Consider the following 25,669-nt stretch of genomic DNA (forward strand, 5'->3'; position numbering starts at 1 on the left):
AGCCGCTCAGCTGTTCCTCAACGGCCGCCGCACGGGTCGCCGCCCGCCGGCACCGGCTCGGTGTCGACCGCCAGGCAGGAGGAGTACACCCGCGACGGCGTGGGCCGCGGCTCCGGTTCCGGATCCGACGCGGCGTTCACGGCGACGACCGCCACGGCGCCGGCGCAGACCAGTCCCGCTGTCGCGGCGAGCGGTGTTCTGCGGCTCCTCCGTATCGGCTCGGGCATCCGGGCATCCTACTGGCGCCGGCGCACGCGTCGGTGCCCGCGCCGGGGCTCCGTGTCCGCTCCGGGGCTCCGGTCGTGCCGCGCGCGCCGGCGGTGTCACGGCTGGTTCGTCCGCTCGGTGCGGCAGTCGTCCGGTACGGCGGTGGTGTAGTCCTTCAGGGTCCGACGGGCCGTCCAGCCCCGGGACACGGCTCTGGACACGTCCAGGACGACCGGGGACGCCAGCTGGTCCACCGCGTAGCGGGTGAGCGGCGACTCCCCGCGGCCCAGCAGCCGGGCCATCCGCTGGGCGGCGCCCGCCGCGGTGCGGGCGACGGGCAGGGGCAGACGGCCGATGCGCGCCCGTTCCCCGTGCGCCTTCAGTACGGCGCGGATCGCCTCGTCCCGGTCGTACGGCTCCGGGTCGGCGATGTTGTACGCGCCCGGCGGCCAGCCGGCGGCCGAGAGGCAGGCGTCCGCGAGGTTCTCGACGGCCGTCAGGCTGAGGGGCACGCTCGGTCCCGGCAGCACGAGCAGGCCGTGGCGGACGCGGGCCAGCAGCCGGGGCACCAGGTGCGGGTCGCCGGTGCCGTAGACCGCCCGCGGGCGCAGCACCACGGCGCCCGCGGCCAGGGCCAGCGCCTCACCGGCGGCCTTGGTACGGCCGTACGCGTTCAGGTGTCCGCGCACCGGATGGTCCTCGGTGACGCGGGCGCGTCCGGGGCCGGGCGCGTAGACGCTGGCGCTGCTCACCCACACCACCGGCCTGCCTGCGGCGGCGTCCAGGAGGCGTGCCGTGCCGTCGACGTTGACGGCGTGCATGGCCGCCTCGGCCGGGGAGCCGGGCACCGGGTCGCCGACGGCCGCCGCGCAGTGCACGACGAGGTCGGCGCCGGACAGGTCCGGTGCGTGCCGGGCGGCGTCCCAGGAGACGTGCCGGCCGACCGGGCCGGGGCGTCGCCCCACGCACAGGACGTCGGCGCCGCGGGCGGCGGCCGCGGTGGCGACGTACGAGCCGCAGAAGCCGCTCGCGCCGGTGACGGCGATCGTGGTCATCGGTGCTCCGGGGGTCGTCGGTGGCCGGTGGTCGCCCGGACGACGAGGGAGCGCCACCCGGGCAGGGCCGCGCCCCGGTCCGGGCGGGCGCGCAGGACGGCGGGGCGGTGGGGGGCGAGCGCCGCGAGCAGGTCGTCGAGCTGGGCGTGGGCGAGGCGTGCGCCGGGGCAGGCGTGGGGGCCTGCGCCGAAGACGAGCCGGGCCACGGCGGGCGGGGCCGGGTGACGGGCGTCCGGTGGTTCGCGGTGTGCCCGCGCGGCGTGCCGGGCGACCAGGATCAGGCGGTCCCCGGCCCGTACCGGGCAGCCGTCCAGGTCGGCGTCGGCCGCCGCCGCGCGGGGCAGCAGCGGGGAGGGGGCGGTCACCCGCAGCAGTTCGCCCACCAGGGCCGGGCGGAGCCGGTCGTCGGCCGCCTGGTCCCACAGGCGGGCGTCGGCGCACCAGGCGGCGGCGCGGGGCAGGGCGGCGACGGTGGTGTTGACGGCGGCGACCGCGAGCACGGACCGCAGGGCCGCGTCCGCCGGCGGGCCGGGCTCGCCGGCCGGGGCGAGGAGGGCCTCCAGTCGTGCCGTCGCCTCGGCGGCCGCCCGTGCGGTGCCCGGCGGCCTGGGGCCGGGCAGGTGGTCGCGGACCGCGGCGGCCGCCGCCCCGGCCGCCGCTTCGGCGACTGCTTCCGGGTCGCCGGCGGTGCGCAGGAGCGCGCGGACGGTGGCCCCGGCCAGTTCGCGGGCCAGGGGTACGAGGTCGATGTCGCGTCCCTCGGCGAGGGGGACGAGGCGACGGTTCAGGACGTCCCGCCACACCGGGCGCAGCCGTTCGGTCCCGGCCGCGCCGAGGTCGTCGGCGACCGTGCGGCGGGTGGCGCGGTGCCTGGTCCCCTCCTGGTCGAACAGGGCTGTGCCCGTGGTCAGCCGCCGTGCCGCGCCGCCGGTGGTGCCGGCGGCGGTGCGGTCCAGCGGGACGCGGGTGAGGGCCTGCCGGTACGGCTCGGTGCCGTGCACCAGGACGGTGCCGCCGACGCGGGTGACCGCCCGGCGGCGGGTGGCGGCGAGGAGGGCGAACAGCAGGGGGTGGGAGCGGGTGTACACGCGCCGGTCACGGCGCCGGGCGGCGCGCAGCGCGGACGCGTCGGGTCGTGCGGGAGGTGGGGTCACCGGATGTGCACCTGCTTCGGGTCGGCGGGTCGGTAGCGGCGGTCCCAGCACCACAGCAGGGTCCGGCGGGCGCCCCAGGCCCGCAGGCGGCGCAGGCTGGTGTGCACCACCATCCGCTCGGCGCGTGCGATGCGGTCGCTGTGCTCGCGCGCCCGGTCGAGGAGGACGACGTCCTCGGGCGGGCCCTCCAGCGGGACGCGGGGCGTGCCCCCGCAGCGCAGGTAGAGCGCGGCCGTGATGGCGAGGTTGTGGCCGTGGCACAGCACGTAGGGCGCGCGGTGGCGCGGATGGCGGTGTGCGGTGCGGTAACGCCCGTACAGCGCGGTCGCCCTGACGACCGCCGGGAGGAGGTACCGCTCGGCCGGCGAGGGGGACTCGTCGCGGCGCGGAAGGCTGCGGCCGCAGGCCATCTCGGTCCCCCGCGCGAACTCCCTGCGCGCCTCGGCGATCCAGTCGGCGGCGGGCAGGCAGTCGGCGTCCGTGCGGACGAGCAGGCCGGCGCCGTGCGCGACGGCGTACCGGAAGCCGGTGTCGACGGCCGCGCCGGTGCCCCGCTCCGCCTCGTGGACGAGGTGCACGGGGAAGGGCGCGCCGACGGCGAAGCGGCGTACGACGGCGGCGGTGGCGTCGGTGGAGGCGTTGTCGACGACGACGAGGGTGAAGCCGGTGTCGGTCTGGGCGGCGAGGGCCGCGAGGGTGGCGCCGATCCCGGCCTCCTCGTTGTAGGCGGGCACCACGGCCCACAGCGGCGGTGCGTCGCCGGGCGTGGTCATCGCCGGCTCCGTCCGGCGAGGCGGGCGGCGGCGAGACGGGCGGTGGCGGCGCGGTCGGGCTTGCGGGAGCGGCCGGACAGCGGGATGCCTGCGAGCAGCACCGCGTCCGGCCGGGCGGAGCCCATGCGGGCCAGCGGGCCCGCCAGGGCCGTCCGCAGCGCGTCGCGGTCTGCGCCGGGGGCCGGCTGGACGACGGCGACCAGGCGTTCGTCGCCGTCGCCGGCCGGTACGCCCACGAGCAGGGCGAGTTCGACGCCCGGCACGTGCAACGCCGGTTCGTACAGCCCCGGGTAGATGTTCTCCGCGCGGCGCAGAACCATGTCCTTGCGGCGGCCCTCCAGTACGATCCTGCCGCCGTCGAGGCGTGCCCGGTCGCCGGTGGCGATCCACGGGTCCGGTTCCTCGCCCAGGTAGCGGTCCCGTGCGGCGGGCCCGGTCAGCAGCAGCTCGCCGGACGCGTCGGTCCTGGCCACGACTCCGGGCAGGGGCGCGCCGACCAGGTCGCCCTCTCCGGTGAAGGCGGCCTTGCCGGCCTGCTCGACTGCGGCGGCGGGGAACAGCTCGGTCAGGGCGTAGACGCCCCACGCCTCGTCGGCGCCCGCGCGTCTGGCCCGGGTGAGCAGCTCGGTGCTCACCGGGGCCGATCCGGTCCACACGCGGCCGGTGAACCGGCCTCCGCGCGCCAGCACCTGGCGGAGCTGCGGGGGTGTCAGGTAGGTGGCCTGCGGGGCGAGCCTGCGCAGTTGCCGGGGCAGGACGTGCGCGGAGCGGGCGGGCAGTGCGACCGGTGCCCCGTTCGCGAGGGAGGGGACGAGGACGAAGAAGGTGCCGCCGAGGACGGGCCGTCCGGCCCCGGGCCGGACCAGCTCGGTCACCGACGTCATGCCGGCGGCGAGCGAGGAGCGCGTGTGCACCACCGCGCGGGGCCGTGACGTGGTGCCCGAGGTGAACACGACGACCGCGTCGCCGTCCCCGTCCACGGGGCGCGGCAGGACCGTGGAGCGGACGCCGGCGTCCAGGGCGGGGGCGCAGCCGGGCAGCCGCGGGCCGACCGTGGCGACCGGGCCCAGTTCCGTGAGGTCCGGCAGGGCCAGGCGGGCCCGGCGGGCGAGCGGCCGGGCCCAGCCGGCGGCCGCCTGGGCGGTGGCGTCGGCGAGGACGACGTCGGGGCGGGCCAGGGCGAGGCGGGCCCGCAGCACGTCCGGTCCGGCGCCCGGGTCGAGCACCGCGGCCCGGGCGCCGAGCCGGTGCACGGCGAGCAGCACCGCGAGGGCCCGGGGTCCGGGCCGTACGGCGACGCCGACGGTGCTGCCGCGTCTGGTGCCCCTCTCGTGCAGGGCGGCCGTGTAGCGGTCGGCGAGGTCCGCCAGGTCCCCGTTGGTGGCCCTGACGCGTACGGCCCCGGTGCGGGTGGTGCCGAGGACGGCGGGCCTCTCGGGCCGGCGACGCAGGGTGTGGGCGAGGGTGTCGAGCATCAGCGCGGGTCCTCCCCGTGACGGCCCGGGCCCTTGTCGAGGTACCAGCGGGCGGTGCCGACGAGGCCGTAGGCGCGCAGCCGGCGGGTGGAGTTCTCCACGACCATGTCGCGGGCGTGGACGACGGCGGTGGTGTGGCGGCGCACCCGGTTCAGGAAGAGCCGGTCGGTGGGGGAGGGCCGGCGGGGCATTCCGCCGACGGCTTCGTACAGGGCCGCGGTGACGGCCATGTTGTTGCCGGCGTGCATCCGGTAGGGGGTGAGGTAGCCGTGGCGGCGGTGGTGGGCGGGGCGTATCCGGCCGAAGAACGCGGCGGTGCGGACGAGTGCGCGGAAGGCGGCCCGTCCGAGCGGTCCGTGCTCGTCGCGGCGTGCGTCGATGCGTCCGCAGACCAGGGCCGCGCCGTGCCGCAGGGCGTCGCGGGCGCCGGCCGTCCAGCCGGGGTGCGGCAGGCAGTCGGCGTCGGTGCGGGCCAGCAGCGTGGCACCGTGGGCGATCGCGTACCGGAAGCCGGTGTCGACCGCGCAGCCCACGCCCTTCTCCGGTTCGCTCAGGACGTGGACCGGGAAGGGCGCCCGGCGGGCGAAGTCGCGCGCGATCGCGGCGGTGGCGTCGGTGGAGGCGTTGTCCACGACGACGAGGGTGAAGTCGCGGTCGCGCTGGTTCGCGAGCGCGTCCAGCGTGGCGCCGATGCGTGCGGCCTCCTGGTGTGCGGGCACCACCACCCACAGGGCGCTCATGCCTTCTCCCACACCATGGTCATGATGCTCACGCCGCCGCCCAGGCCCACGAACAGCACCCGGTCGCCGGAGCGCAACGTGCCGTGGACGCGGTCGAGTTGTACGCCGAGCGTGGCGCTGGCCATGTTGCCGAGCTCGGGCACGGTGACGACGAGCCGGTCCCGGGGGACGCCGGTGAGCTCCGTGAACCGCTCCAGGTACGGCACGGTGACCTGGTGCACCAGGATGTGCCGGAAGTCGGTCCACGCCAGGCCGGTGCGCTGCCGCATCCGGTCGAGCACCGAGGTGCCGACCTTCTCGAACACCTCGCGCAGCTCCGCGCCGTCGCCGTGGAAGTACGTGTGCTCGTCGCCGCGCGGGTGGCGCGAGCCGCCGCCGCGGATGCCGCCGACGCGCCAGTGCTCGGAGTGCGTCTCGGTGTCCACGTCGAGGATGCCGCCGCGCTCCACCTCCTCCAGGACGACCGCGGCTCCCGCGTCGCCGAAGGTGTAGCCGGCGAACCCGTCGCGGAGCTGGCCGGGGCCGGACGGGGCGTGCCGGACCGCGCGGCTCGGGGTCTCGCCGGTGACGACCAGGGCCCGGCGGGCGCGGCCGGCGAGGATCATCGCCCGTGCCGTGTCGATGCCGTTGACGAAGCTGTTGCACGCGTTCGTCACGTCCAGCGCGTGGGCCCGGGAACCGAGTTCGGCCTGGACGATGTGCGCGGTCGCCGGTTCGGCCACGTCCCGCGTCGCGGAGGCGAAGACCAGCAGGTCCACGTCGTACGGGCCGAGTCCGGCCCGGTCCAGGGCGGTGCGTGCCGCCCGTACCGCGAGGGTGGAGGCGTACTCGTCCCGCGCCACCGCTCGGCGCGCGGTGATCCCGGTGACCCGTTCGAGCGTCCGGGGCGGGAGGGTGAGGCCGGCGGCCTCGGTGATCCGGTCCTGGAGCTGCCGGGACGTCACTTCGCGTGCCGGCAGGGAGCAGGCCACCGCGGTGATGCCGGCGCGGCGTACCGGTCCGCGGGCAGCGTGGTCTATGTGCATGGGCCGGACGCTACGGGTGGGCGCGGGCGGCCTGCCTGAGCACGCGTACTCAGTGGGGGTGGGCGATCGGCCGCTGCCTCACCGGCGGCCGGTGTCCGTCCCCGTGCGCGCAGCCTGCGGGGTTCCCCTCCCCCGCACCCGGCCGGAGAGGGGGGGCGGGCCGTGAGGGACTGCTAGGATTGGAGGACGTGTGTCGCTGATACAGGAGATACAGACGTGGTGGGTGAAGACGACATCTCCGGGTGAGATCCGGTTCTGACGGCCACCGGCCGGCGCCGAGGAGCGCTGCCGCCGTGGCCGGTCCTGTCGTTCCCTTTTCCACCGTCTGCCCAGGGCAGATGTCCACGCTCTGCCCTCAGCGTCCCCGAGGTCCTCTCATGTCCGACGCATCCGTCGTCTGCTCGAACCTTTCCTTCGCCTGGCCCGACGACACCCCGGTCTTCCGCGGCCTGTCCTTCTCCCTGCCGCCCGGCCGCACCGGTCTGGTCGCGCCCAACGGCTCCGGCAAGACCACCCTGCTCAGGCTGATCGCCGGCGAGCTCGAGCCCTCCGGCGGCTCGGTCCTCGTCGACGGCGTGCTCGGCTATCTCCCGCAGAGCCTGCCGCTGGCCGGCAGCCTCACCGTCGCCGAGGTGCTCGGTGTCGCCGAGGTGATCCGCGCCCTGGACGCCGTCGAGTCCGGCGACGTCGACGAGAGGCACTTCGCCACCATCGGCGACGACTGGGACATCGAGGAGCGCACCCGCGCCCAGCTCGACCGGCTGGGCCTGGCCGGTCTCGCCCTGGACCGCAGCCTGAGCACGCTCAGCGGCGGCCAGGCCGTCTCCCTCGGCCTCGCCGCCCAACTGCTCAGGCGCCCCGACGTCCTGCTGCTCGACGAGCCCACCAACAACCTCGACGCCGAGGCCCGGCACAAGCTCTACGACGTGCTCTCCGACTTCAACGGCTGCCTGCTCCTGGTCAGCCACGACCGCGCGCTGCTCGACCGGATGGAACGCATCGCCGAACTCGGCAGTGACGAACTACGCCTGTACGGAGGCGACTTCACCGAGTACGAGGAGGCCGTCCGTGCCGAGCGGGAGGTCGCCGAGAAGAACGTCCGCAATGCCGAGCAGGAGCTGAAGCGGGAGAAGCGGGAGGCGCAGCAGGCCCGCGAACGCGCCGAGCGCCGCGCGAGCAACGCCGCGAAGAACCTGAAGAACGCCGGCCTGCCCCGCATCTTCGCCGGCAACATGAAACGAGGGGCCCAGGAGGCCGCGGGCAGGTCCGGCACGATGCACGCCGCCCGGGTCGGCGAGGCCAAGGCCCGCCTGGACGAGGCCGGGCGCGCGCTGCGCGAGGACGCGCGTCTCGTGCTGGAGCTGCCCGACACCCAGGTGCCGGCCGGCCGCAACCTGTTCCTCGGCGAGGGACTGCAGGTCGGTCTCGGTGATGCGGAGGTGTTCGCCGCGGGCGGTGTCGACCTGACGATCCGCGGCCCGGAGCGCATCGCGCTGACCGGCCCCAACGGGGCCGGGAAGACCACTCTGATGCGCCTGGTCTCCGGTGACCTCGCCCCGGACAGCGGCGAGATCCGGCGCAACGAGGGCCGGATCGCCTACCTGTCGCAGCGGCTGGACCTGCTGGACCTGGACCGGACGGTGGCGGAGAACTTCGCCGCGTTCGCTCCCGAGCGGTCCGAGGCGGAACGGATGAACCTGCTCGCCCGCTTCCTCTTCCGGGGCCCGCGCGCCCACCTGCCGGTCGGGGTGCTGTCCGGCGGTGAGCGGCTGCGCGCCACCCTGGCCTGCGTGCTGTGCGCGGAGCCCGCTCCGCACCTGCTGCTGCTCGACGAGCCGACCAACAACCTCGACCTGGTCAGCGCGGGCCAGTTGGAGAGCGCGCTCGACTCCTACCGGGGCGCCGTCATGGTGGTCAGCCACGACGAGCGGTTCCTCGCCGAGATCGGGATCAGCCGCTGGTTGCGGCTGGCCGACGGGGTGCTGCGGGAGACGGGAGCTCCCGTGGGGTGACCCGCGTCGGCGCGTGAGCCGACGGCCTGCGGCCCGGTCCGTGCCCGGGACTCCGCGCCCGACGGACCGGCCGTCGGGCGCCTCGGGCGGGCCCCGGCCGCGGGCCCGCGCCGGCAGGGCCGCGGGGTCCGGGCGGCGCGGGGTCCGGGCGGTCCAGCGCCCGCGGCCCGGCCACCGCCTGTGCCCGTACCCGGGCCGCCGGGTGTGCGATCAGCGGCCGCAGGGGCTCCGGGTGCGCACGGGTCGTGTGGAGTACCGCTGGGGCGGGCCCGGGGGTGCGGCGGCCGGCTCGCGCCGGTCTGGGAGAATGGCAGCCGTTCGCACAGCGCCGCAGGATGCGGTGCTCGTCCGCCGACGGGAGCACACACGGTGTCGCCACAGCACGGATCCCCCTCCTCCTCCGCCGGAGGGCGCAGGCGGCCGTCCCGTGCGGGTGGGCGCGGGCGTCCGTCCGCCGGCGGGCACCGGCCGGCCTCCGAGAAGCAGGACCGCGAGGAGTCCTGGAACAGTGGGGCCACCGGGGGGCGTGAGGAGCTGCAGGCCGACTGCGCCGCCTGCTTCGGCCTGTGCTGCGTGGCCCTGCCCTTCGCCCGGTCCGCGGACTTCGCCGCCGACAAGCCGGCCGGCCGGCCGTGCTCGAACCTCCGTCAGGACTTCCGCTGCGGCGTCCACGCCCGGCTGCGGGACGAGGGGTACCCGGGCTGCACCGTCTTCGACTGCTTCGGCGCCGGGCAGAAGGTGTCCCAGGTCACCTTCGGCGGCACCGACTGGCGTCAGGCGCCGAAGACGGCGCCCTCCATGTTCCAGGTCTTCCCCGTCATGCGGCAGCTGCACGAACTGCTCTGGTACGTCACCGAGGCCCTCGGCCTGGCGCCGGCCCGGCCCGTCCACAAGGAGCTGCAAAAGGCGCTGGCCCTCATCGACGGCCTGACCCGCGGCAGCGCCGAGTCGATCGCCCGGCTGGACGTGAACGCCCTGCGCGGCGAGGTCAACACCCTGCTGCTGCGGGCCAGCGAGCTGACCCGGGCCCGGGTGCCGGGCCGTACGAGGAACCATCGGGGAGCCGATCTGATCGGCGCGAGACTGTCCGGCGTCGACCTCAGGGGAGCGAGCCTGCGCGGCGCCCTCCTCGTCGCGGCCGACCTCGGCGGGGCCGATCTGCGCGAGGCCGACCTGATCGGGGCCGATCTGCGGGACGCAGACCTGAGCGGCGCGGACCTCACCGGCGCGCTGTTCCTCACCCAGGCGCAGCTGAACGCGGCCAGGGGCGACGCGGCCACCGTGCTGCCCCCGGCGCTCGCCCGGCCCGCTCACTGGTAGGTGCCGGGATCCGCACGGCTCCCCGGGCGGTGTGACCGGCTCGGGCGGCGGGCCGCGGCGTCGTGCCGCCCCGGCCCGGAAGCCCGCCCGTACTGCGCGGTGCCGCCGCTCCTCGGGTGCGGGCGGGGATCAGGCCAGTGCCTTCGGCTGCTCGCTGCTGTCGCCGGCGCTGTTGTCGGCGGCGGCGCGGAGTTCTTCGTTGATGCGCCGGGCCTCTTCGAGCTGGTCCTCGAGGATGACGATGCGGCAGGCAGCTTCGACGGCGGTGCCGGCGTCGACGAGTTCGCGGGCGCGGGCGGCGATGCGCAACTGGTAGCGGGAGAAGCGGCGGTGGCCGCCTTCGGAGCGCAGGGGGGTGATCAGGCGGTGTTCGCCCAGGGCGCGGAGGAAGGCCGGTGTGGTGCCGAGCATCTCGGCGGCGCGGCCCATGGTGTAGGCGGGGTAGTCGTCGTCGTCGAGGTTGTCGACGGGGCGGGTACTGCGAGGGGGCATAGACCTCTTCTTCCGGGGACGCGTCGGGGGCCCGAGCGCCGTTCGGCGCTCGGGCCCGAGCTTTCCACACCATCTACCGGCGAACTGCGCCGGCCTTCTGTGTCCGCGCCTTCCGTCCGGAAGGACGAGGCTGCGGGGATCGCGGCTGCGTGACCGGGGACCACCTTCCAATCCGGGGTCTGCGGTACCCGGGCGGTCTCGCTCGCCCGGGCGATCCTGATGGCGTTCGGCTCCTTACCTCTTTCGTTCCATCGGTTCTTGCTGGTTGTGCGGTACTGCTGTGCGACCCCTGGGGCCGCCCGGCCCGGCAGCCAGTGAGGGAACCCACTGCTTCCGGCTCCGTCACTCCACTGCCGGGCCGTACCTTCTTGACCTGTCTGCACGGCGGTCCGTCGTCTGCCGTGCCCTTCGACTTCTGGGCTACACAAAGAATGCTAGCCCCCGCCCACGGCAATGTCTATATCCGTCAGTACAGATTTACTCCATCTGGGCAGTCCGATGTTCTGTTCTTCCGGCGCGTGGCCTCCCGGCCGTGGCCTCCCGGCCGTGGAGCCCCGGCGCCGTCCGCCGCTCAGGCCCGGTGCACGACCGTCCCGCCGGTCATCGTCAACGTGACGGGGGCCGCGCCCAGTTCGTCGGCGGGCGCGGTGACGGGGTCGACGGCGAAGGCCGTGAGGTCCGCGCGGCAGCCCGGTGCGATGCGCCCCGCCACGTCCTGTTCGCCCACCGCGAGCGCCGAGTGCGAGGTGTACCCCTCCAGGGCCATGAGGCCGGTGAGGGCCTGTTCGGCCGTGACCGGTTCGGTCTCCGGCTGCCCGGGCAGCCGGCGGAGGCGTGCGGTGGCGAGCACCTCGCGCGGGTCGTAGTGCGCGATGGGCCAGTCCGATCCGAGGAGCAGGGTCGCGCCCGCGTCGCGCAGGTCACGGCAGCGCCAGGCACGGCCGGCGCGTTCCTCGCCGAGCCGCAGCGACCACTCGTCGCGGTGGTCGGCGCGGGTGTAGGCGAGGTGGGTGGGCTGCATGGAGGCGGCCACTCCCAGCCGGGCGAAGCGGGGCAGCTGGCTGTCCGGCACGGTCTCGATGTGCTCGATGCGGTGCAGGGCGCGCTGCCGCGGGTCCTCGAGGAGCTCGACGGTGTCGAGGACGTGACGTACGGCGGCGTCCCCGATGGCGTGGGTGACCGTGCGGACGCCGGCCCGGGCGAGGTGGTGCACGGCGCGGGTGTAGGCGGCGGGGTCCGGCCAGAACGCGTCGGTGCCCTGGCCGTGGCAGTCCGCGTGCTCCAGCCAGGCGGTGCCGCCCTCGACGGTGCCGTCCATGAAGAACTTGACGCCGCCGATCCGCCAGCGCCGTCCGTGCGACCGCTGCAGCCCGACGAGGTGGTCCAGGCCCTCCTCGCCGGTGTCCGGCATGCACCAGGGGGCGATCCGCAGCCGCACGGGCAGTTCGCCGTCCTCCTCGATGCCGGCCAGCAGGGCGAGGAGACCGGGGTCCTGGAGGTCCATGACGTGGGCGCCGGTGAGCCCGGTCGCCGCCATGTCGCGCAGCAGGGCGAGGAGGCGTTCCCGGCGTACGGCGGCGCTCTCCCGGGGCAGGACGTGGTCCATCAGTCCCATCGCGGCGAACTCCACGAGGTGTCCGGTGGGGCGTCCGTCCGGGTCGCAGACGACCTGCGCCCGCTGTGCGAAGCGGTGCGGACCGTCGATGCCGGCGGCCGCCAGGGCGGGGCCGCTGGCCAGGGCGGAATGACCGTCGTAGAGCCGGATGAAGGCGGGCACGCCGCCGAGGGCCGGGTCGATCAGGTCGTGGTGGACGGGCCGGCCGCCGAAGGCGTTGTGGTCGAGGCCGTAGGCCAGGACCCAGTCGCCGGGAGCCGCCGCCCGGGCCGCGTCGGCCAGCGCGGTCCGCAGCGCGTCCAGGTCGCCGCAGCCGGAGAGGTCGAGGCCGGTGGCCATCTCCAGGCCCAGGTACGGGTGGCTGTGGCCGTCGACCAGGCCGGGCGTGAGGGTGGCGCCGGCCAGGTCGACGATCTCGGTGTCCGCGCCGCGCCAGTCCCGTACGTCGCTCTCGTCGCCGACGGCGGTGATGTACCCGTCCTTGACCGCGACGGCGCTCGCCGTCGCCCGGCCGGGATCGAGGGTGCGGACGCGGGCTCCGGTCAGGACCGTGTCGGCGACGGCGGACAGGGGCTTTGCGGGGTGTGACACGGAAGGTCTTCCTTGCTGAGTGAGGGTGGGGCGGGCCGGCCCGCGGACGGGCCGGCGGCTTGGGGGAGGGTGGTCAGGCGGCGGTCTGTTCCGCCGGGTTGTCCGGCTCGTCCGGCTCCTGTGCGAAGCCGGCGTACACCTCGGGCCGGGTGCGCCGTACGCGCAGCGCGAGCAGGAGGCCGGCCGCGAAGGCGGCGGGCACCATGAGCACGAGGACGGTGTTGGTGGTGGACGACGCTCCGGTCATCAGGCCGATCTTGCTGATGATCAGCCACATCGCGCCGGCCATCAGGGCGGCGGCGGCCAGCGGCGCGATCACGGTGCGCCAGCGGCCCTCCTCGTGGCGGACACGCCGGAAGTGACGGAGCACGGCGACGGCGGTGAGCGCCTGCAGGGCCACCAGGCCGATCCCGCCGGGGGTGTTCATCCACAGCAGGAGCTGCCGGTAGGGGTCGGCGCCGGCCACGGCGAAGCACGTCACGCAGAGCAGCGCCAGGACGCTCTGCGCGATGCCCGCCACGTACGGCGAACGGTGCCTGGGGTGGACCCTGCCGAGGATCTCGGGCAGGACGCCCTCGCGGGCGAGGGAGAAGCCGTAGCGGTTGATCGCGTTGTGGAAGGCCAGTTGCGAGGCGATGATGCTGGTGACGATGAAGACGTGCATGAGGTCGGCCGCCCAGCCGCCGACGTAGTGCGTGGTCGCGGTGAAGAAGAGGCCCGTCGGGTCGGTGGTGACGGCGTTCATGATCTGCGAGCTGCCGAAGGCCTGGATGACGATCCAGACGCTGAACGCGTAGAAGAGTCCGAGGAAGCCGACGGCGATGTAGGTGGCCCGCGGGATGGTGCGGTCCGGGTCGCGCGCCTCGCGGCGGTAGATGGCGGTGGACTCGAAGCCCGTGAAGGCGGCGAACGCGAAGGCGAGCACCGCGCCGGTGCCGGGCACCAGGACGTTGCCGGGCGTGAACGAGTCCAGGGCGAGGCCCTCGGCCCCGCCGTCGAGGAGCACCCCGCCCGCGAGGAGCACGAGGATGCCGGTCTCCGCGAGCAGCAGGACGCCGAGGACCTTGGCGCCGAACTCGATGCTGCGGTAGCCGAGGTACCAGATCACGAAGACGCCCGCGAGCGCGATCACCGGCCAGGGCACGTCGACGCCCCACAGCGCCCGCAGCGCGTCCTGGGTGCCGGTGGCGAGCAGCCCGTACACGCCGATCTGCATGCCGTTGTACGCGAGGAGGGCGACCGTGGCGGCGCCGAATCCGGCGGGACGGCCCAGGCCGCGGGTGATGAAGGCGTAGAACCCGCCGCTGCTGCGGACGTGCCGGCTCATCGCGGTGAAGCCGACCGCGAAGAGGGCCAGCGTGATCCCGGCGAGGAGGTAGCCGACCGGGGCGCCGACGCCGCCGACGCCGATGGCCAGGGGGGCCACTCCGGCCATGACGGTCAGGGGTGCCGCGGCGGAGACGACGAAGAACGCGATGTCGGCGACGCCGAGACTCCCCCGGCGCAGCCCGGGCGAATCGTCGCTCCCGGCGGCGCCGGGGCGCTGCGGGTCGGCGTCCTGTGGTACCCCTTCGCGGGATGCGGACTCAACGGCCATGTGGCTCGGCCCTTCTACGACGGTGGAGAGGGGGGACTGCGGCCGGACCATCCGGGAGAGGGAGGCGGGAGCCGCGAAACCTAAACCGATTCGGTTTAGGCAATGTAGACGGCGGCCGTAGGATTGCGGAAGACCTCACGCCAGGAGAATGAACATGGGGCGGCCGCGGAAGGCTCTGCTCGACCGGACACGCATCGGCCGGACGGCACTCGAACTCATCGACGAGACGGGTGACTTCACCGTCCCCGAGATCGCACGCCGCCTCGGGGTGCAGACCGCCTCGGTGTATCACCACGTGGAGGGCCGGGCGGGGGTGATCGAGCTGGTGCGGGACCGGGTGGCCGAGGGCCTCGACGCCGGCGCCCTCGACGGGCACCCGTGGGACGTGGCCCTGGAGGCGTGGGCCCGTTCCTACCGTGCCGCCTTCGCCGCCCACCCCCGGGCGATCCCGATGCTGATGACCTCCCCTGTGCGCGCGCCGCGGGTGATCGAGCAGTACGAGCGGGTGGTCGGCCTGCTGCTGGACGCGGGGTTCACGCCGGAGACGGTCATGCCGGTCGTCACCGGCCTGGACAACATCGTCCTCGGCTCGGCCCTGGACATGTCGGCCCCCGAGGTGATGTGGGTGGCCGGGGGGAGCGGCGAGGCTCCGCGGCTCGACCGGGCCCAGGCCGTCACGGGGTCCTCGCGCGCCGACCGCGCCTTCGACCTGACGCTCACGGCGTTCCTGACCCACTGCCGCGGGCTCCTGGAGGAGCACTCGTCCGCCGACGCCGACCACGAATAGGGGAACGCGGGAGGTCCGGGCGACGGGCTCCGGCCGGAGCGCCGGGACTCCGGCACTCCGGTCCGGCGGGCCCCTAGGGCTCCGGTTCGCCGACCGCCCGCCGCAGCAGGCTCAGGAGCTGCTCCCGCTCCTCGGGCGAGAACGGCGCGAGCATCCGCTCGCTCACCGCGACGACCGCGGGGGCGAGGCGGACGGCGAGCTCCCGCCCCTCCTCGGTGATCCGCACCAGTTTGCGCCGGCGGTCGCGCTCGTCCCGGGTGAGGGTCAGCAGCCCCCGTCCGCGCAGCCGTTCGAGAAGCGGGGCGGCCGTCGACTTGTCGAGGCGGGCCAGCGCGCCGAGGGTGCCCTGGTCCATGTCGCCGTGGGCGTCCAGCAGGCTCAGCACGGTGAACTGGGGGCCCGTGACGTCCTGGTGCACCTGCTCGTACCAGAGCCGGTTGTGCACCTGGTTCAACTGGCGGGCCAGCGGGCCCAGTCCGCCCAGTGCATCGAGGGGAGCACGGTGGTCCGCGTCCTCCTGCGCCATCGGCGTCACCTTCATCCGCTTGATTAGGACGTGTACGTACTATACCGTGCGAACAGATAGGACGTGTACGTAATAACTGTGCGTCGTGATTCACCATCCAGGAGGCCGGCGGAGTGAGACTCGTCGTCGCGATGACCGGAGCCACCGGCGCGCCCATCGGCGTGCGCCTGCTCGAAGCGCTGAGGGACCTCGACGTCGAGACGCATCTCGTCGTCAGCCGCTGGGCGCGGGCCACACTGGCCCAGGAGACCTCGTACTCCCTGCGTGACGTGCGGGAGCTGGCGTCCGTGTGGCACAGCCCGGACGACCAGGGGGCGTCGATCTCCAGCGGCTCGTTCCGGGTCGACGGCATGGTCGTCGCACCGTGCAGCATGAAGACGCTGGCGGCCGTCCGCACCGGGCACGGCGAGGGACTCGTCGGCCGCTCCGCGGACGTGATGCTCAAGGAGCGGCGCAAGCTGGTCCTGGTGGCCCGCGAGACCCCGCTGTCCGCCGTGCACCTGGAGAACATGCTCGAGCTGACCCGCATGGGCGCCGTCGTCATGCCGCCCGTACCCGCCTTCTACAACCGGCCCTCGAGCATCGCCGACGTCGTCGAGCACATCGTCGCCCGCGTCCTCGACCAGTTCGGTCTGGACCTGCCCACCGCCCGGCGCTGGCAGGGCATGGCCGCGCACGCGCACCCGGCCGGCGCCCCTCCCCTCCCCTCCGGAAAGGCCCTGTCATGACACAGCGCGGCAGCGCGCTCAACTTCCGTGACTTCGTCGCGGAACTGCTCGCCACGGGCGACGCGGTCGACATCCGCGTCCCCGTCAGCCCCACCCTCGAGGCCGGCGCCGTCACCCGGCGCGTCTACGACACCAGGAGTCCCGCACCGCTGTTCGGCAACCTCACCGAGGGCGAGCCGGGTTTCCGGATACTCGGCGCCCCCGCCGGACTGAGCGGCGTCCCGGGGCAGACGTACGGACGGATCGCCGCCCACTTCGGCCTGCCGCGGGAGACCACACCGCGCGGCCTGCTGGAGCGGCTCATCTCCGCCATGCACGCCGACCCGCTCCCCCCGCGGGTCGTGCCGACCGGCCCCTGCAAGGAGAACGTCGTCACCGGCGACGACGTCGACCTGACGCGTTTTCCCGTCCCGCTGCTGCACGAGCAGGACGGCGGCCGGTACTTCGGGACCTACGGCTTCCACGTGGTGCGCACACCGGACGAGCGCTGGACGAGCTGGTCCGTCAGCCGCACCATGCTGCACGGCCGGAACACCCTGGTCGGTCCGGCCATGCCGCAGCAGCACCTCGGCATGATCCACCGGATGTGGGCCGAGCGGGGCGAGCGCACGCCCTGGGCCATGGTCCTCGGCGCCCCGCCGGCCGCCCTCGCCGCGGCCGGCATGCCCCTGCCCGCCGAGGTCGACGAGAGCGGCTACGTCGGAGCCCTGGCCGGCAGCCCCGTCGAGGTGGTCCGCACGGAGACCAACGGCCTGTACGTACCGGCCAACTCCGAGATCGTGCTCGAGGGCTACATCAGCCCGGACGAGACGGCCCCCGAGGGGCCGATGGGGGAATACCACGGGTACGCCTTCTCCGAGAGCAAGCGGCAGCCCGTCTTCCACGTCGAGGCCGTGACGCACCGGGACCGGCCCGTCCTGCCCGTCTGCGTGGCCGGTCTGCCTCCCGAGGAGAACCACACCATCTGGGGCACCATGATCTCGGCGGTCAGTCTCGACGTGCTGCGCTCCAGCGGCCTGCCCGTCTCGATGGCCTGGTGCTCGTACGAGGCCGCGACCTGCTGGATCGTCGTGGCCGTCGACATCCGCCGGCTGGCGGACCTGGACATGACGGAGCGCCGGCTGGCCGACGCCGTGGCCGAGGTGCTCTTCGGCTCCCACACCGGCTGGCTCGTCCCGAAGGTCCTGCTGGTGGCCGACGACATCGACATCACCGACATCGACCAGGTGGTGTGGGCGATGGCCACCCGCAGCCATCCCGCCACGGGCCACCATCTCTACCCGCAGGCGCCCGGCATCCCGATGGTCCCGTACCTCACACCGGAGGAGGTGCAAACCGGCCGGGGCGGGAAGGCGGTCGTCAGCTGCCTGCTGCCCGAGCAGCTCCGCGGTGAGACCAGGGGCGTCACCGCGTCGTTCCGCAACTCCTACCCGGAGGACGTGCGCCGGCGCGTCACCGACAACTGGGCCGGCTACGGGTTCGCCGCGACGGGCCACCGGTCACGCTGAACCGCTCGCCGCCGGGGCCCGTCCCCCTCCGGGGGTCCGCCGGCAGCCCCTGCGCGGGCCCGGGCCGGGACCTGACGTACGACCGGCATGAGTGGCATGAGTGGCATGAGTACGGACTGAGTACGCGCGCTCATGTACGGCCGGGTGACGGGGCGCACACTCCGGAGCATGACGAACCTTCCGCCCCCGGCCGAGGAACTGCGCATTCTCGACGCCGAGTTGCGGCAGCTCGACGCCCGCAGGGCCGTCCTGCTGCGGCGCCGCGAGTGGCTGATCCGTACGCTGAGCGCGGCCTCGGTGCCCCCGCCCGCCCAGGGCGCCGGCCGTGCGCACGTGATGCGGTCCGCCGGTCCCGGCGGCGCCGGGCACCGGCCGGAGGCCACGGTGCCCGGCGTGCAGAACGTGCTGCTCGTCCTCGGCGGCACCCTGCTGGCGACCGCTGCCGTCGCCTTCACCCTGGTCGGCTGGGGCCACCTGGGGATCACCGGGCGGGCGCTGGTGCTCGGCACGGTGACCGCGGGTGCGCTGGCCGCACCCGTGGCGCTGCTGCGGCGGGGGCTGGGGGCGACCGCCGAGGCGGTGGCGGCTCTGGGGGCGGCCCTGACCGTGCTCGACGCCTATGCCCTGCGCGAGGTGGTGTTCGGCGGCACGGACTGGCTCGGGTACACGGCCGCCGCGTCGGCGGTCCTGGCCGGTGTGTGGGCCGCCTACGGAGCGGGGACGGACGCGCTGGTGTCCGCGCCGGCCGGCCGGGGCCCGGGACGCGGGGGTGCGCGTCCCGCCCTCCGGCTCCCCCTGCCCCTCGCCACGGGGACCGCGCACCTGCCGCCGCTCCTGTGGGCGCTCGCCGCCGGCGCGGGGCCGTACACGCTGACGGCCGTTCTTCTGCTGACCGCCGCGGCCGGCACCGCCGTCGCGCTGCGGAGCACGCCGGTGGGGGTGCGGATCGTCGCCCTGGTCTGCGCGTCCGGTACGGGCGGTGCCGGGGTGCTGTCGGCCGGACGGCTGTGCTGGACCGCTTCCGGCCCCGGCGCGGCCGCGCGGGCGGCGGCGCTCCTGGTCCTCTCGGCGGCGGTCCTCCTGACCGCGGCGCGGTCCGTCCCGCGGCGGGACGCCGCCCGGTGCGCGGCCCTGGCCGCGGGACTGTGCCTGGTCGCCGGGGCCGGCGGGGTGCTGCGGGCGTCGGTGCCCGGCGAGTGGACGGTGCCCGGGGCCCTGGCCGTCGGCGTCGCCCTGTCGGCCGCCGTCCGGTCGCCCCTCCCCCGGCCGTTGCGGCAGGGCCTGGTCCTGGCCTCGCTGGTCACTCAGGGTCTCGCGGTGCTGTGGACGGTCCCGTCGGTCGCCGGCGCGCTCCTCGCTCCGGTGGCCCGGGCCGGGCGTCCGTGGTCCGGCGTGCCCGAGGACACCCGGGCCGCGGTGTTCGCGGACGCCGCCTGGGCTCCGTACGCGACGACCGCGCCGCTCGTGCTCGCCGTCGTGGCCGGTGTGCTCGCCGTGGCCCGGTACCGCGGGGCGGGAGGTCCGGCGGCCGGGGTGGTCGCGCTCGTCCTGGGATGGGCGGCGTCGGCCGTGCTCCCGGCCGTGCTCGCTCTGCCCTACGCCGCGGGGCTGGCGGCGCAGGGCACGGTGACCGTGGCCGCGCTGGTCCTCGCCGGGCGTCTCCGCCGCGCCGCGTCCGGTCCGTCCCCGCTGGCCCTCACGGCCGTCGTACTGGCCCTCGTCACCTCGGCCGGTCTCGCCTTCCTCTCGCTGGCCTCCGAGCCGGCGACGATCGGTGTCCTCGCCGCGCTGACGGTCCTGTTCGGCGCGGCGGGCTCCCGCCCGGGGCTGCGCCCGTACGCGGCGCCGGCCGCCCTCGTGCACGCCACGGCGCTGGCGTGCGCGGCCGGTGCGTCCGCCGGTCTGCAGCCCGCGCACACCGCGCTGCCGGTCCTCGCCGTACCCGCTGCGGCGGCCCTGATCGCGGCGCGGCTCAAGGGCTCGTCCGCGACCGTCCCGGTCGAGGCGGCGGGGGCGGCGGCGGGGCTGCTCGCGCTCGCGCTCGCGGTGACGGATCCGCCGGTGCTGGCCCTGGTGCTCTCGCTCTGCGGTGTCGTCGTCGCCGGGACCGCGCTGCGGCCGGAGCGACGGCCGGCCGCTCGTGTCGCGGCCGTCCTGTTCCTGTCGGCCGCCTGGGTGCGCCTGGCGGCCTGGGAGATCACCACGCCGGAGGCCTACACGCTGCCGGTGACCGTGCCCGCGCTGGTCGTCGGCCTCCTGCGCCGGCGGCGCGACCCGGCGGTCTCCTCATGGGCGGCGTACGGTGCCGGGTCGGCCGTGACCCTGGTGCCGGGTCTGCTCGCGGTGTGGGGCGACCCGCACTGGCTGCGGCCGCTCCTGCTCGGTGCCGCCGCGCTGGCCATGACGGTGGTGGGCGCCCGGCGCCGGCTCCAGGCGCCGCTGGTCCTCGGCGGGAGCGTGCTCGCCCTGGTGGCACTGCACGAACTCGCCCCCTGCATCGTCCAGGCCGTCGGCGCGCTCCCCCGCTGGGTGCCTCCCGCGCTGGCCGGCCTCGCGCTGCTCGCCCTGGGTGCCGGCTACGAGCAGCGGCTGCGTGACGCACGGCGCCTGCGGGAGGCGCTCGGGCGGCTGCGCTGACCGGCTCCGCGGGCCCGGTGCGCGCCTCGGCCGCGGACACCGGGTGCGTGTCCGCGGCCGGCCGGGCGAGGCGGCTTCTGGAGCAACCGGGTCCGGTTCCCGCGCATCCGGTGAAGAAACCGGGGGGATCCGCCGTGTGTTTCGCCTGTCGGCGGGCACGAGGTGCGGCGGAGGTTGATAACTATGGTTCCCCTGCTTCTCGTCCTGCTGCTGGCTCTCATCCTGTTCGGTGCGGGCTTCGCGCTGAAGGCACTGTGGTGGATCGCCGTGATCGTGCTGGTGGTCTGGCTGCTGGGCTTCGTCGTCCGCACCGCGGACAGCGGCGGTCGCAAGGGCCGCTGGTACCGCTGGTAGAGCGGTCGGCACGAGTCTGCGCGCAACGATCGGTGGGTCCCGGACGACTGTCCGGGACCCACCGGCATGTCCTGGGCCGCGCCCGGCGGCACCGCGCCTCTCCACCGAGCCCCGCCGCCGCGTCCCGTCACCGCGCCTCGCGCCGGCCCGCTCCGTGGCCGCCCTCCCCCGGTTCCCGGTGCGGGACGGCGGGTTCCCCGGTGCGGCCGCCCGCACGCACCGGGGTGCGCAGGGCCAGGAGGGCGACGTCGTCCAGGCCGGGCGGCTGGACACGCCGCAGGAGCTGGTCGGCGAAGGAGGGCAGGGGCCGGTGGGCGAGGGCCGCGGCGTGCTGGCGCAGCCGGCCGAGGCCCTCGTCGAGGGTCCGGCCGGGTGCTTCGACGAGGCCGTCGGTGTACAGCAGGAGCGTGGAACCCGGCGGCAGCATGACGGTCGCGTCGGGACGGGAGGCGCCGAGCCCGGTACCGAGCAGGAGGCTGTGTCCTTCGGTGAGGTAGTCGGTCAGACCGTCACGGGTGACGAGCAGGGGCGGGGGGTGTCCCGCGTTGGTCCAGGTCAGCTGCCACAGGCCGTTGTCCGTCCGGATGACGCGGGCGAGGACGAGCGTGGCCATCGAGACGTCGGTGATGGGCATGATCGCCTCGTCGAGACGCTCCACGATGCGGCTGGGGGGCTTCTGCTGGGACCAGGCGTAGGCGCGGAGCATGTTGCGCAGCTGGGCCATGCCGGCCGCGGCCTCCAGGTCGTGGCCGACCACGTCCCCGACCGCCAGCGCGGTCGCGCCGTCGGACAGGGTGAAGGCGTCGTACCAGTCCCCGCCGACCTGCGAGGCGTCGGGGGCGGGCAGGTAGCGGACGGCCATCTGCAGTCCCGGCACCCGCGGCATCTGGGGCAGCAGGTGTTTCTGCATGGTCTCGGCGACCGCGCGCTGGCGCTGGTAGAGACGCGCGTTGTCCAGTGCCAGGCCCGCGCGGCGGGCGATGTCCTCGATCAGGGGCAGGTCCGTGGCGGAGAAGTCGCCCGGCCTGTCGGCCCGGCCCAGGGTGAGGGCTCCCAGGACCTCCCGGGTGCCCTTCAGGGGGACGATGGCGGCGGAGCGGATGCCGGTGGCCTCGAACATGCGGCGCTGTTCGACGGCGATGCCCGAGTCAGGGGTGCGCCGGTAGGTGTCCGGTCCGGCCAGTGCGGAGGCGACGCCGCGCAGGGCGCGGGACAGGGGCATCGGTGACTCCTCGGGCACGGGCGGCATGGGCCCTTCGAGATCCTCGCGGTGGACCAGACGGTCCCCGTCCGCGTGGACGACGGCCGTTCGCCACACCTCCTCGTGCTCGGTGATCAGGTCGATGACGGCCCAGTCCGCGAGCCGGGGCAGGACCAGGGCCGTCAGCCGGCGCAGCGTCTCGTCGACGTTGAGGGTGGAGGTCACCCGGGCGGTGGTCTCGGCGAGCAGGGCCAGCCGTTCCAGCTCGCTCATGGGCTCCGTGGGCGGCTCCGGGCGCGGACCTGCGGGGCGTGCCCGCTCCCGCGGATGGAAGACGACGAGCGTGTGGGTGTCGCTGCCGTTCACGGTGTAGGGGGTGATCAGCCAGGAGATGGGCAGGACGGAGCCGTCCGCGCGGGCGAAGTGGTCCTCGTCGCCCTGGGCCGGGCGTCCGGCGTGGAAGGCCTGCCGCATGGCGCACCGGGTGGCCGGCAGCGGCTGGCCCTGGGGTCCCCGGTGCAGCAGGTCGTGGGCGTCCCGGCCGGTCATGTCCGCGGCCCGGCGGCCCAGCAGCTCCTCGGCACGGCTGTTGACGGCGAGGACGCAGCCCTGCTCGTCGACCACGTACACCCCGGCCCCGATGGCTTCCAGAGCGTCGGTGACCTGGGACCGGGACACCGCCCGGCGCTGCGCGTGACCGCTCTCCGTCTCCTTCGCGCCTGCCATCCCGGCCTCCTCGTGAACGCGCGCCGCCTCTGTCCCACTCCTACTCGTCATTGTCCTGCGCTGCCTGCCGGACCGATCTTTCCGTGCCCTTCGACGGTGAACGGCTCCCGCCGACACCGTCCGCGGCCGGGCGGCGCCGGCGGGGCGGGCACGGCGCCGCCGGGGTACGGACGGCACCGCCGCCCCTCGCGCTCCCCGCGGCCCGTGCGCAAGGGGCGGCACCGCTCAGGCGGTCAGTCGACCAGCGCGGTGGCCTCTATCTCGACCAGGACGCCGGGCGAGAAGAGGCACTCCACGCCGATGAGCGACGCGGGCGGAAGAGGCAGGGAGAGTCCGATCTCCTCGGCGACACCTTCGACGCCCGCCATGAACGCCCCCATCTTCTCCGGCTTCCACTGCGTGACGTAGACCGTCAGCCGCACCACGTCGTCGAACGTGGCGCCCGCTCCGGCGAGCCCCCGTGCGGTGTTGCGCAGGGCCTGCGCGACCTGACCGGTCAGGTCGCCCTCCGCGACGGGCGTCCCGTCGGCGAGAGCGGACGTCTGCCCGCTGACATGGACGTGCCTGCTGCCGGTGCCGACGGCGACGTGGTGATAGGGCGCGGGCTGCAGCAGGCCCTCGGGGGTGAAAAGCTGAACGGCCATCACGGCCTCCTTCTGGGGACGAAACGCTGGTATAGCTTTGATACCTAGGAGACACAGGACACTTCAACGAGACCAGGTTTCATGAGCGATACCACCGCATTCCCCACCGACGAGCTGAGCATCCCCGCGCCGCACCGCGAACTGCTCGACCAAGTGCTGGACAAATGGTCGTTGAGCGTGCTCAGCGAGCTGTGCGAGGGACCGCGCCGGTTCAACGATCTGCGCCGCGCCATTCCCGCGGTCACACAGAAATCGCTCACCGCCACCCTGCGCAGACTGGAGCGCAACGGCATCGTCGAGCGCCAGGTCGTGAGCGACCGGCCGGTCGCGGTGGAGTACCGGATCACTCCCCTGGGCAAGACGATGCGCCCGCCCGTGGACGTGCTCCTGGAGTGGGTGCGGACGTACATGCCGCAGATCGAACGGGCGCGGGAAGCCTTCGACGACAGGTGAGCCCGGCTCGGGGCATCGCGCCGTGCGGGTGCGGTCGCCGGCGGGTCAGGGGGTGCGGGGCCCGTGCCAGTCGAGGACCACGACGGTCGCGTCGTCCTCGAGGCCGCCGCGGCAGGCGTCCCGTACCGCCGCCGTGAGGCTGCGGACCGCTTCCCTGGGGTGCAGGGTGCGCGTGTCGCGGACGAGTGCGCTCAGGTCGACGGCGGCGGCGTCGCGGTCCTGCATGCCGTCGGTGACCAGGACGAGCCGGTCCCCCGGACGCAGGTGCAGCTCCTGCAGCCGGTAGGGGACCGGGGAGGCCACCCCGAACGGCAGGTTCACCGCGAGCCTCACCTCCTGCACGGTCGCGTCGCGCACCCGAAGGGGCCAGGGGTGCCCGGCGTTGACCAGTTCCACGACGCCGGTTCCCAGGTCGACGCAGAGCAGTTGCCCGGTGGCCAGGCCACGGCCGTGGGCCAGCAGTGCCTCGTGGGCGTGGTGGGCCTGTCTGAGAGCGTCGCAGCCGCCGCGGCGGGCCCGGCGCAGTGCGCCGACCAGCAAGGTGGCCAGCAGCGCCGAGTCGGTGTCGTGTCCCATGGCGTCGGTGATGGACAGGTGCAGGGTGTCGCGGTCGAGGCTGTAGTCGTACGTGTCACCGCCGATGTCGTCGGCCGGGACGAGCCCCGCCGCCAGGGTGAACTCGTCGGCCTCGCAGCACGAGGACGAGGGCAGCAGCCGGTGCTGGATCTCGGCGGCCAGACTGGTCTCGGTGGTGCGCCCGCCCACGTGGTAGAGGTCGGTGAAACGGCGGTCGGTGACGATGATGTAGGCCAGCGCGTGTGCCGCCTCGCCGACCTGTCCGAGGACGGTGTCGTCGACGTGGTGCAGGGTCAGCTCCAGTACGCCGATGCAGTCTCCGCGGTTGGTGACCGGCGTGATGACGCGCTGTCCGCCCTCGCCGTCCGGTTCCACGAGGGGACGCTGGCTCCGCAGGACTCGGTCATGGACACTGCCCTCCAGATCGACCGGCTCGGGCCGGAGCGCCACGTCGCCGTCCACGGCAGCCGGCAACCGCACCAGCCGCTGGCCGACGAGGTCGACGAAGAGGAAGGACACGCGCTCGGCTCCGAATCGCTTGCGCAGGTCCCGCGCGACGACGTCGACGGACTCGCCCGGCGGTGCCGCCTCGGCGGCGGCCAGAAGCTCGCCCAGTTCCAGATCTCCACCATCCACGGCAACCTCCCGTCCAGTGCGGTGCCTTCTTCCCCGCAATCTTTCGAAGTCACCCGACCCACCCCGCGCCGCCTGGGAACATCCGTTCCGGACATGACGCCGACGGGGGGTCAAGAGGCGGCCCCCTGCCGCGCGTTGCCCCACCCGGTCCGGGCCGTGGACCGCTTCGCGCACCCCGGTGGCCGACTTCTCCGGCATGCCGGCCGGCGAACGGGGTACGCGCCTGGTCGTCAGCCGGTGAACACGGTCACGGAGAAGACAGAGGGAGGGCGCCGTCATGGCGAGGACGACCGCGGAGGCGGGGACGAGGGTCACCGACGGGATGCCGGAGGCGGCCGCCGGGATGCCGGAGATCGCGGACCCGTCCAAGGTGGCGCCCCGGGACGCGCGGGAGCTGTCGAAGCGGTTCTTCGACCGGCTGGCGGTACTGGAGGAGGGCACCCCCGAGTACCAGTACGCGCGCAACACGCTGATCGAGATGAACATGTCCCTGGTCCGCTTCGCGGCCGGCCGCTTCCGCAGCCGCGGCCCGGAGGAGATGGAGGACATCGTCCAGGTCGGCATGATCGGCCTGATCAAGGCCATCGACCGCTTCGAACTCACCCGCGAGGTCGAGTTCACCTCCTTCGCCGTTCCCTACATCGTCGGCGAGATCAAACGCTTCTTCCGCGACACCTCCTGGGCCGTCCACGTCCCCCGCCGCCTGCAGGAAGCCCGCGTCCAGCTGGCCCGCGCCACCGAGGAACTCCGCAGCCGCCTGGGCCGCAACCCCACCACCCGCGAACTGTCCGAACTGATGAGCCTGCCCGAGGACGAGGTCGTCGAGGCCCGCCTGGC

General features: G+C 74.7%; 23 protein-coding genes. 9 read left to right on the top strand and 14 right to left on the bottom strand.

Annotation, left to right across the window (positions count from 1 at the left end; genetic code table 11):
- Window positions 1–17 precede the first annotated feature (17 nt).
- The 7 genes from ACFYOJ_RS32830 to ACFYOJ_RS32860 form a co-directional block, all read right to left on the bottom strand.
- The gene (locus tag ACFYOJ_RS32830) at window positions 18–227 is read right to left on the bottom strand and encodes a hypothetical protein (RefSeq protein ID WP_356557649.1); all 210 of its coding nucleotides are present in this window, start codon (window positions 225–227) and stop codon (window positions 18–20) included.
- 96 nt (window positions 228–323) lie between these two features.
- Window positions 324–1,262, bottom strand: coding sequence for an NAD(P)-dependent oxidoreductase (locus tag ACFYOJ_RS32835; RefSeq protein WP_356557650.1), 939 nt, complete (start codon window positions 1,260–1,262; stop codon window positions 324–326).
- Window positions 1,259–2,416 (bottom strand): cytochrome P450, encoded by a 1,158-nt coding sequence (locus tag ACFYOJ_RS32840; protein WP_356557651.1) that lies wholly within the window; start codon window positions 2,414–2,416, stop codon window positions 1,259–1,261. The genes ACFYOJ_RS32835 and ACFYOJ_RS32840 overlap by 4 nt, the downstream gene beginning before the upstream one ends.
- Window positions 2,413–3,189 carry a glycosyltransferase gene (locus ACFYOJ_RS32845; protein WP_356557653.1) on the bottom strand — a complete coding sequence of 259 codons (777 nt, stop codon included), beginning with the start codon at window positions 3,187–3,189 and terminating at the stop codon, window positions 2,413–2,415. Before ACFYOJ_RS32845 ends, ACFYOJ_RS32840 begins: the two co-directional genes overlap by 4 nt.
- Window positions 3,186–4,664 (bottom strand): class I adenylate-forming enzyme family protein, encoded by a 1,479-nt coding sequence (locus ACFYOJ_RS32850; protein WP_356557654.1) that lies wholly within the window; start codon window positions 4,662–4,664, stop codon window positions 3,186–3,188. The genes ACFYOJ_RS32845 and ACFYOJ_RS32850 overlap by 4 nt, the downstream gene beginning before the upstream one ends.
- A complete protein-coding gene (locus ACFYOJ_RS32855; protein ID WP_356557655.1) occupies window positions 4,664–5,404 on the bottom strand; it encodes a glycosyltransferase family A protein in 741 nt (246 codons plus the stop codon). The genes ACFYOJ_RS32850 and ACFYOJ_RS32855 overlap by 1 nt, the downstream gene beginning before the upstream one ends.
- Window positions 5,401–6,429 carry a ketoacyl-ACP synthase III gene (locus ACFYOJ_RS32860; protein ID WP_356557656.1) on the bottom strand — a complete coding sequence of 343 codons (1,029 nt, stop codon included), beginning with the start codon at window positions 6,427–6,429 and terminating at the stop codon, window positions 5,401–5,403. The genes ACFYOJ_RS32855 and ACFYOJ_RS32860 overlap by 4 nt, the downstream gene beginning before the upstream one ends.
- A 377-nt stretch (window positions 6,430–6,806) precedes the next feature.
- On the opposite strand from ACFYOJ_RS32860, the gene ACFYOJ_RS32865 reads away from it, so the two are divergent.
- Together ACFYOJ_RS32865 and ACFYOJ_RS32870 are read left to right on the top strand one after the other, a co-directional pair.
- Window positions 6,807–8,441 carry an ABC-F family ATP-binding cassette domain-containing protein gene (locus ACFYOJ_RS32865; RefSeq protein WP_356557657.1) on the top strand — a complete coding sequence of 545 codons (1,635 nt, stop codon included), beginning with the start codon at window positions 6,807–6,809 and terminating at the stop codon, window positions 8,439–8,441.
- A gap of 369 nt (window positions 8,442–8,810) precedes the next feature.
- On the top strand, window positions 8,811–9,761 hold the full coding sequence (locus tag ACFYOJ_RS32870) for a pentapeptide repeat-containing protein (RefSeq protein ID WP_388598434.1): 951 nt from the start codon (window positions 8,811–8,813) through the stop codon (window positions 9,759–9,761).
- 129 nt (window positions 9,762–9,890) lie between these two features.
- On the opposite strand, the gene ACFYOJ_RS32875 is transcribed toward ACFYOJ_RS32870, so the two are convergent.
- From ACFYOJ_RS32875 to ACFYOJ_RS32885, 3 genes are all read right to left on the bottom strand, one after another.
- On the bottom strand, window positions 9,891–10,253 hold the full coding sequence (locus ACFYOJ_RS32875; protein ID WP_356557659.1) for a MerR family transcriptional regulator: 363 nt from the start codon (window positions 10,251–10,253) through the stop codon (window positions 9,891–9,893).
- 571 nt (window positions 10,254–10,824) lie between these two features.
- Window positions 10,825–12,459, bottom strand: a complete 1,635-nt coding sequence (locus ACFYOJ_RS32880) for an amidohydrolase (protein ID WP_388598436.1) — start codon at window positions 12,457–12,459, stop codon at window positions 10,825–10,827.
- A gap of 73 nt (window positions 12,460–12,532) precedes the next feature.
- A complete protein-coding gene (locus tag ACFYOJ_RS32885) occupies window positions 12,533–14,056 on the bottom strand; it encodes an APC family permease (RefSeq protein WP_356557660.1) in 1,524 nt (507 codons plus the stop codon).
- A 154-nt stretch (window positions 14,057–14,210) separates the two neighbouring features.
- On the opposite strand from ACFYOJ_RS32885, the gene ACFYOJ_RS32890 reads away from it, so the two are divergent.
- Entirely contained in the window at window positions 14,211–14,843 is a 633-nt protein-coding gene (locus ACFYOJ_RS32890; protein WP_356557661.1) for a TetR/AcrR family transcriptional regulator C-terminal domain-containing protein, read from the top strand.
- Between the two features lie 73 nt (window positions 14,844–14,916).
- Here the strand turns inward: ACFYOJ_RS32890 and ACFYOJ_RS32895 are convergent, their stop codons facing one another.
- Entirely contained in the window at window positions 14,917–15,369 is a 453-nt protein-coding gene (locus ACFYOJ_RS32895) for a MarR family winged helix-turn-helix transcriptional regulator (protein WP_356557662.1), read from the bottom strand.
- A gap of 113 nt (window positions 15,370–15,482) precedes the next feature.
- Here ACFYOJ_RS32895 and ACFYOJ_RS32900 point away from each other — a divergent pair, with 113 nt between their 5' ends.
- The 4 genes from ACFYOJ_RS32900 (at window position 15,483) to ACFYOJ_RS32915 (ending at window position 20,596) form a co-directional block, all read left to right on the top strand.
- Entirely contained in the window at window positions 15,483–16,097 is a 615-nt protein-coding gene (locus ACFYOJ_RS32900) for a UbiX family flavin prenyltransferase (protein ID WP_356557664.1), read from the top strand.
- Window positions 16,094–17,605 carry a UbiD family decarboxylase gene (locus tag ACFYOJ_RS32905; RefSeq protein WP_356557666.1) on the top strand — a complete coding sequence of 504 codons (1,512 nt, stop codon included), beginning with the start codon at window positions 16,094–16,096 and terminating at the stop codon, window positions 17,603–17,605. Before ACFYOJ_RS32900 ends, ACFYOJ_RS32905 begins: the two co-directional genes overlap by 4 nt.
- Before the next feature lie 168 nt (window positions 17,606–17,773).
- Window positions 17,774–20,242 (top strand): SCO7613 C-terminal domain-containing membrane protein, encoded by a 2,469-nt coding sequence (locus ACFYOJ_RS32910; RefSeq protein WP_356557667.1) that lies wholly within the window; start codon window positions 17,774–17,776, stop codon window positions 20,240–20,242.
- A 183-nt stretch (window positions 20,243–20,425) separates the two neighbouring features.
- Complete coding sequence (locus ACFYOJ_RS32915) at window positions 20,426–20,596, top strand: DUF5670 family protein (protein ID WP_011113206.1); 171 nt, start codon at window positions 20,426–20,428, stop codon at window positions 20,594–20,596.
- A gap of 127 nt (window positions 20,597–20,723) precedes the next feature.
- Here ACFYOJ_RS32915 and ACFYOJ_RS32920 read toward each other — a convergent pair whose 3' ends face one another.
- On the bottom strand, window positions 20,724–22,523 hold the full coding sequence (locus ACFYOJ_RS32920; protein ID WP_356557668.1) for a SpoIIE family protein phosphatase: 1,800 nt from the start codon (window positions 22,521–22,523) through the stop codon (window positions 20,724–20,726).
- A gap of 233 nt (window positions 22,524–22,756) precedes the next feature.
- Window positions 22,757–23,167, bottom strand: coding sequence for a RidA family protein (locus ACFYOJ_RS32925; protein WP_356557669.1), 411 nt, complete (start codon window positions 23,165–23,167; stop codon window positions 22,757–22,759).
- A gap of 81 nt (window positions 23,168–23,248) precedes the next feature.
- Here ACFYOJ_RS32925 and ACFYOJ_RS32930 point away from each other — a divergent pair, with 81 nt between their 5' ends.
- Window positions 23,249–23,620, top strand: a complete 372-nt coding sequence (locus ACFYOJ_RS32930) for a helix-turn-helix domain-containing protein (protein WP_356557670.1) — start codon at window positions 23,249–23,251, stop codon at window positions 23,618–23,620.
- A 45-nt stretch (window positions 23,621–23,665) separates the two neighbouring features.
- Here the strand turns inward: ACFYOJ_RS32930 and ACFYOJ_RS32935 are convergent, their stop codons facing one another.
- Window positions 23,666–24,832, bottom strand: coding sequence for a PP2C family protein-serine/threonine phosphatase (locus tag ACFYOJ_RS32935; RefSeq protein ID WP_356557671.1), 1,167 nt, complete (start codon window positions 24,830–24,832; stop codon window positions 23,666–23,668).
- 277 nt (window positions 24,833–25,109) lie between these two features.
- Here ACFYOJ_RS32935 and ACFYOJ_RS32940 point away from each other — a divergent pair.
- The coding region (locus ACFYOJ_RS32940) for a sigma-70 family RNA polymerase sigma factor (RefSeq protein ID WP_388598440.1) at window positions 25,110–25,669 on the top strand (560 nt) is incomplete at its 3' end.

This window comes from Streptomyces sp. NPDC006384, assembly GCF_042870695.1.
Lineage (GTDB): Bacteria > Actinomycetota > Actinomycetes > Streptomycetales > Streptomycetaceae > Streptomyces.

Bases quoted from the DNA above. Each gene is read 5' to 3' on its own strand.
- ACFYOJ_RS32850 (WP_356557654.1), bottom strand. From the start codon at position 4,664: ATGCTCGACACCCTCGCCCACACCCTGCGTCGCCGGCCCGAGAGGCCC.
- ACFYOJ_RS32915 (WP_011113206.1), top strand. From the start codon at position 20,426: ATGGTTCCCCTGCTTCTCGTCCTGCTGCTGGCTCTCATCCTGTTCGGT.
- ACFYOJ_RS32865 (WP_356557657.1), top strand. From the start codon at position 6,807: ATGTCCGACGCATCCGTCGTCTGCTCGAACCTTTCCTTCGCCTGGCCC.
- ACFYOJ_RS32920 (WP_356557668.1), bottom strand. From the start codon at position 22,523: ATGGCAGGCGCGAAGGAGACGGAGAGCGGTCACGCGCAGCGCCGGGCG.
- ACFYOJ_RS32845 (WP_356557653.1), bottom strand. From the start codon at position 3,189: ATGACCACGCCCGGCGACGCACCGCCGCTGTGGGCCGTGGTGCCCGCC.
- ACFYOJ_RS32830 (WP_356557649.1), bottom strand. From the start codon at position 227: ATGCCCGAGCCGATACGGAGGAGCCGCAGAACACCGCTCGCCGCGACA.
- ACFYOJ_RS32875 (WP_356557659.1), bottom strand. From the start codon at position 10,253: ATGCCCCCTCGCAGTACCCGCCCCGTCGACAACCTCGACGACGACGAC.
- ACFYOJ_RS32910 (WP_356557667.1), top strand. From the start codon at position 17,774: ATGACGAACCTTCCGCCCCCGGCCGAGGAACTGCGCATTCTCGACGCC.
- ACFYOJ_RS32860 (WP_356557656.1), bottom strand. From the start codon at position 6,429: ATGCACATAGACCACGCTGCCCGCGGACCGGTACGCCGCGCCGGCATC.
- ACFYOJ_RS32855 (WP_356557655.1), bottom strand. From the start codon at position 5,404: ATGAGCGCCCTGTGGGTGGTGGTGCCCGCACACCAGGAGGCCGCACGC.
- ACFYOJ_RS32895 (WP_356557662.1), bottom strand. From the start codon at position 15,369: ATGGCGCAGGAGGACGCGGACCACCGTGCTCCCCTCGATGCACTGGGC.
- ACFYOJ_RS32930 (WP_356557670.1), top strand. From the start codon at position 23,249: ATGAGCGATACCACCGCATTCCCCACCGACGAGCTGAGCATCCCCGCG.
- ACFYOJ_RS32905 (WP_356557666.1), top strand. From the start codon at position 16,094: ATGACACAGCGCGGCAGCGCGCTCAACTTCCGTGACTTCGTCGCGGAA.
- ACFYOJ_RS32885 (WP_356557660.1), bottom strand. From the start codon at position 14,056: ATGGCCGTTGAGTCCGCATCCCGCGAAGGGGTACCACAGGACGCCGAC.
- ACFYOJ_RS32835 (WP_356557650.1), bottom strand. From the start codon at position 1,262: ATGACCACGATCGCCGTCACCGGCGCGAGCGGCTTCTGCGGCTCGTAC.
- ACFYOJ_RS32890 (WP_356557661.1), top strand. From the start codon at position 14,211: ATGGGGCGGCCGCGGAAGGCTCTGCTCGACCGGACACGCATCGGCCGG.
- ACFYOJ_RS32925 (WP_356557669.1), bottom strand. From the start codon at position 23,167: ATGGCCGTTCAGCTTTTCACCCCCGAGGGCCTGCTGCAGCCCGCGCCC.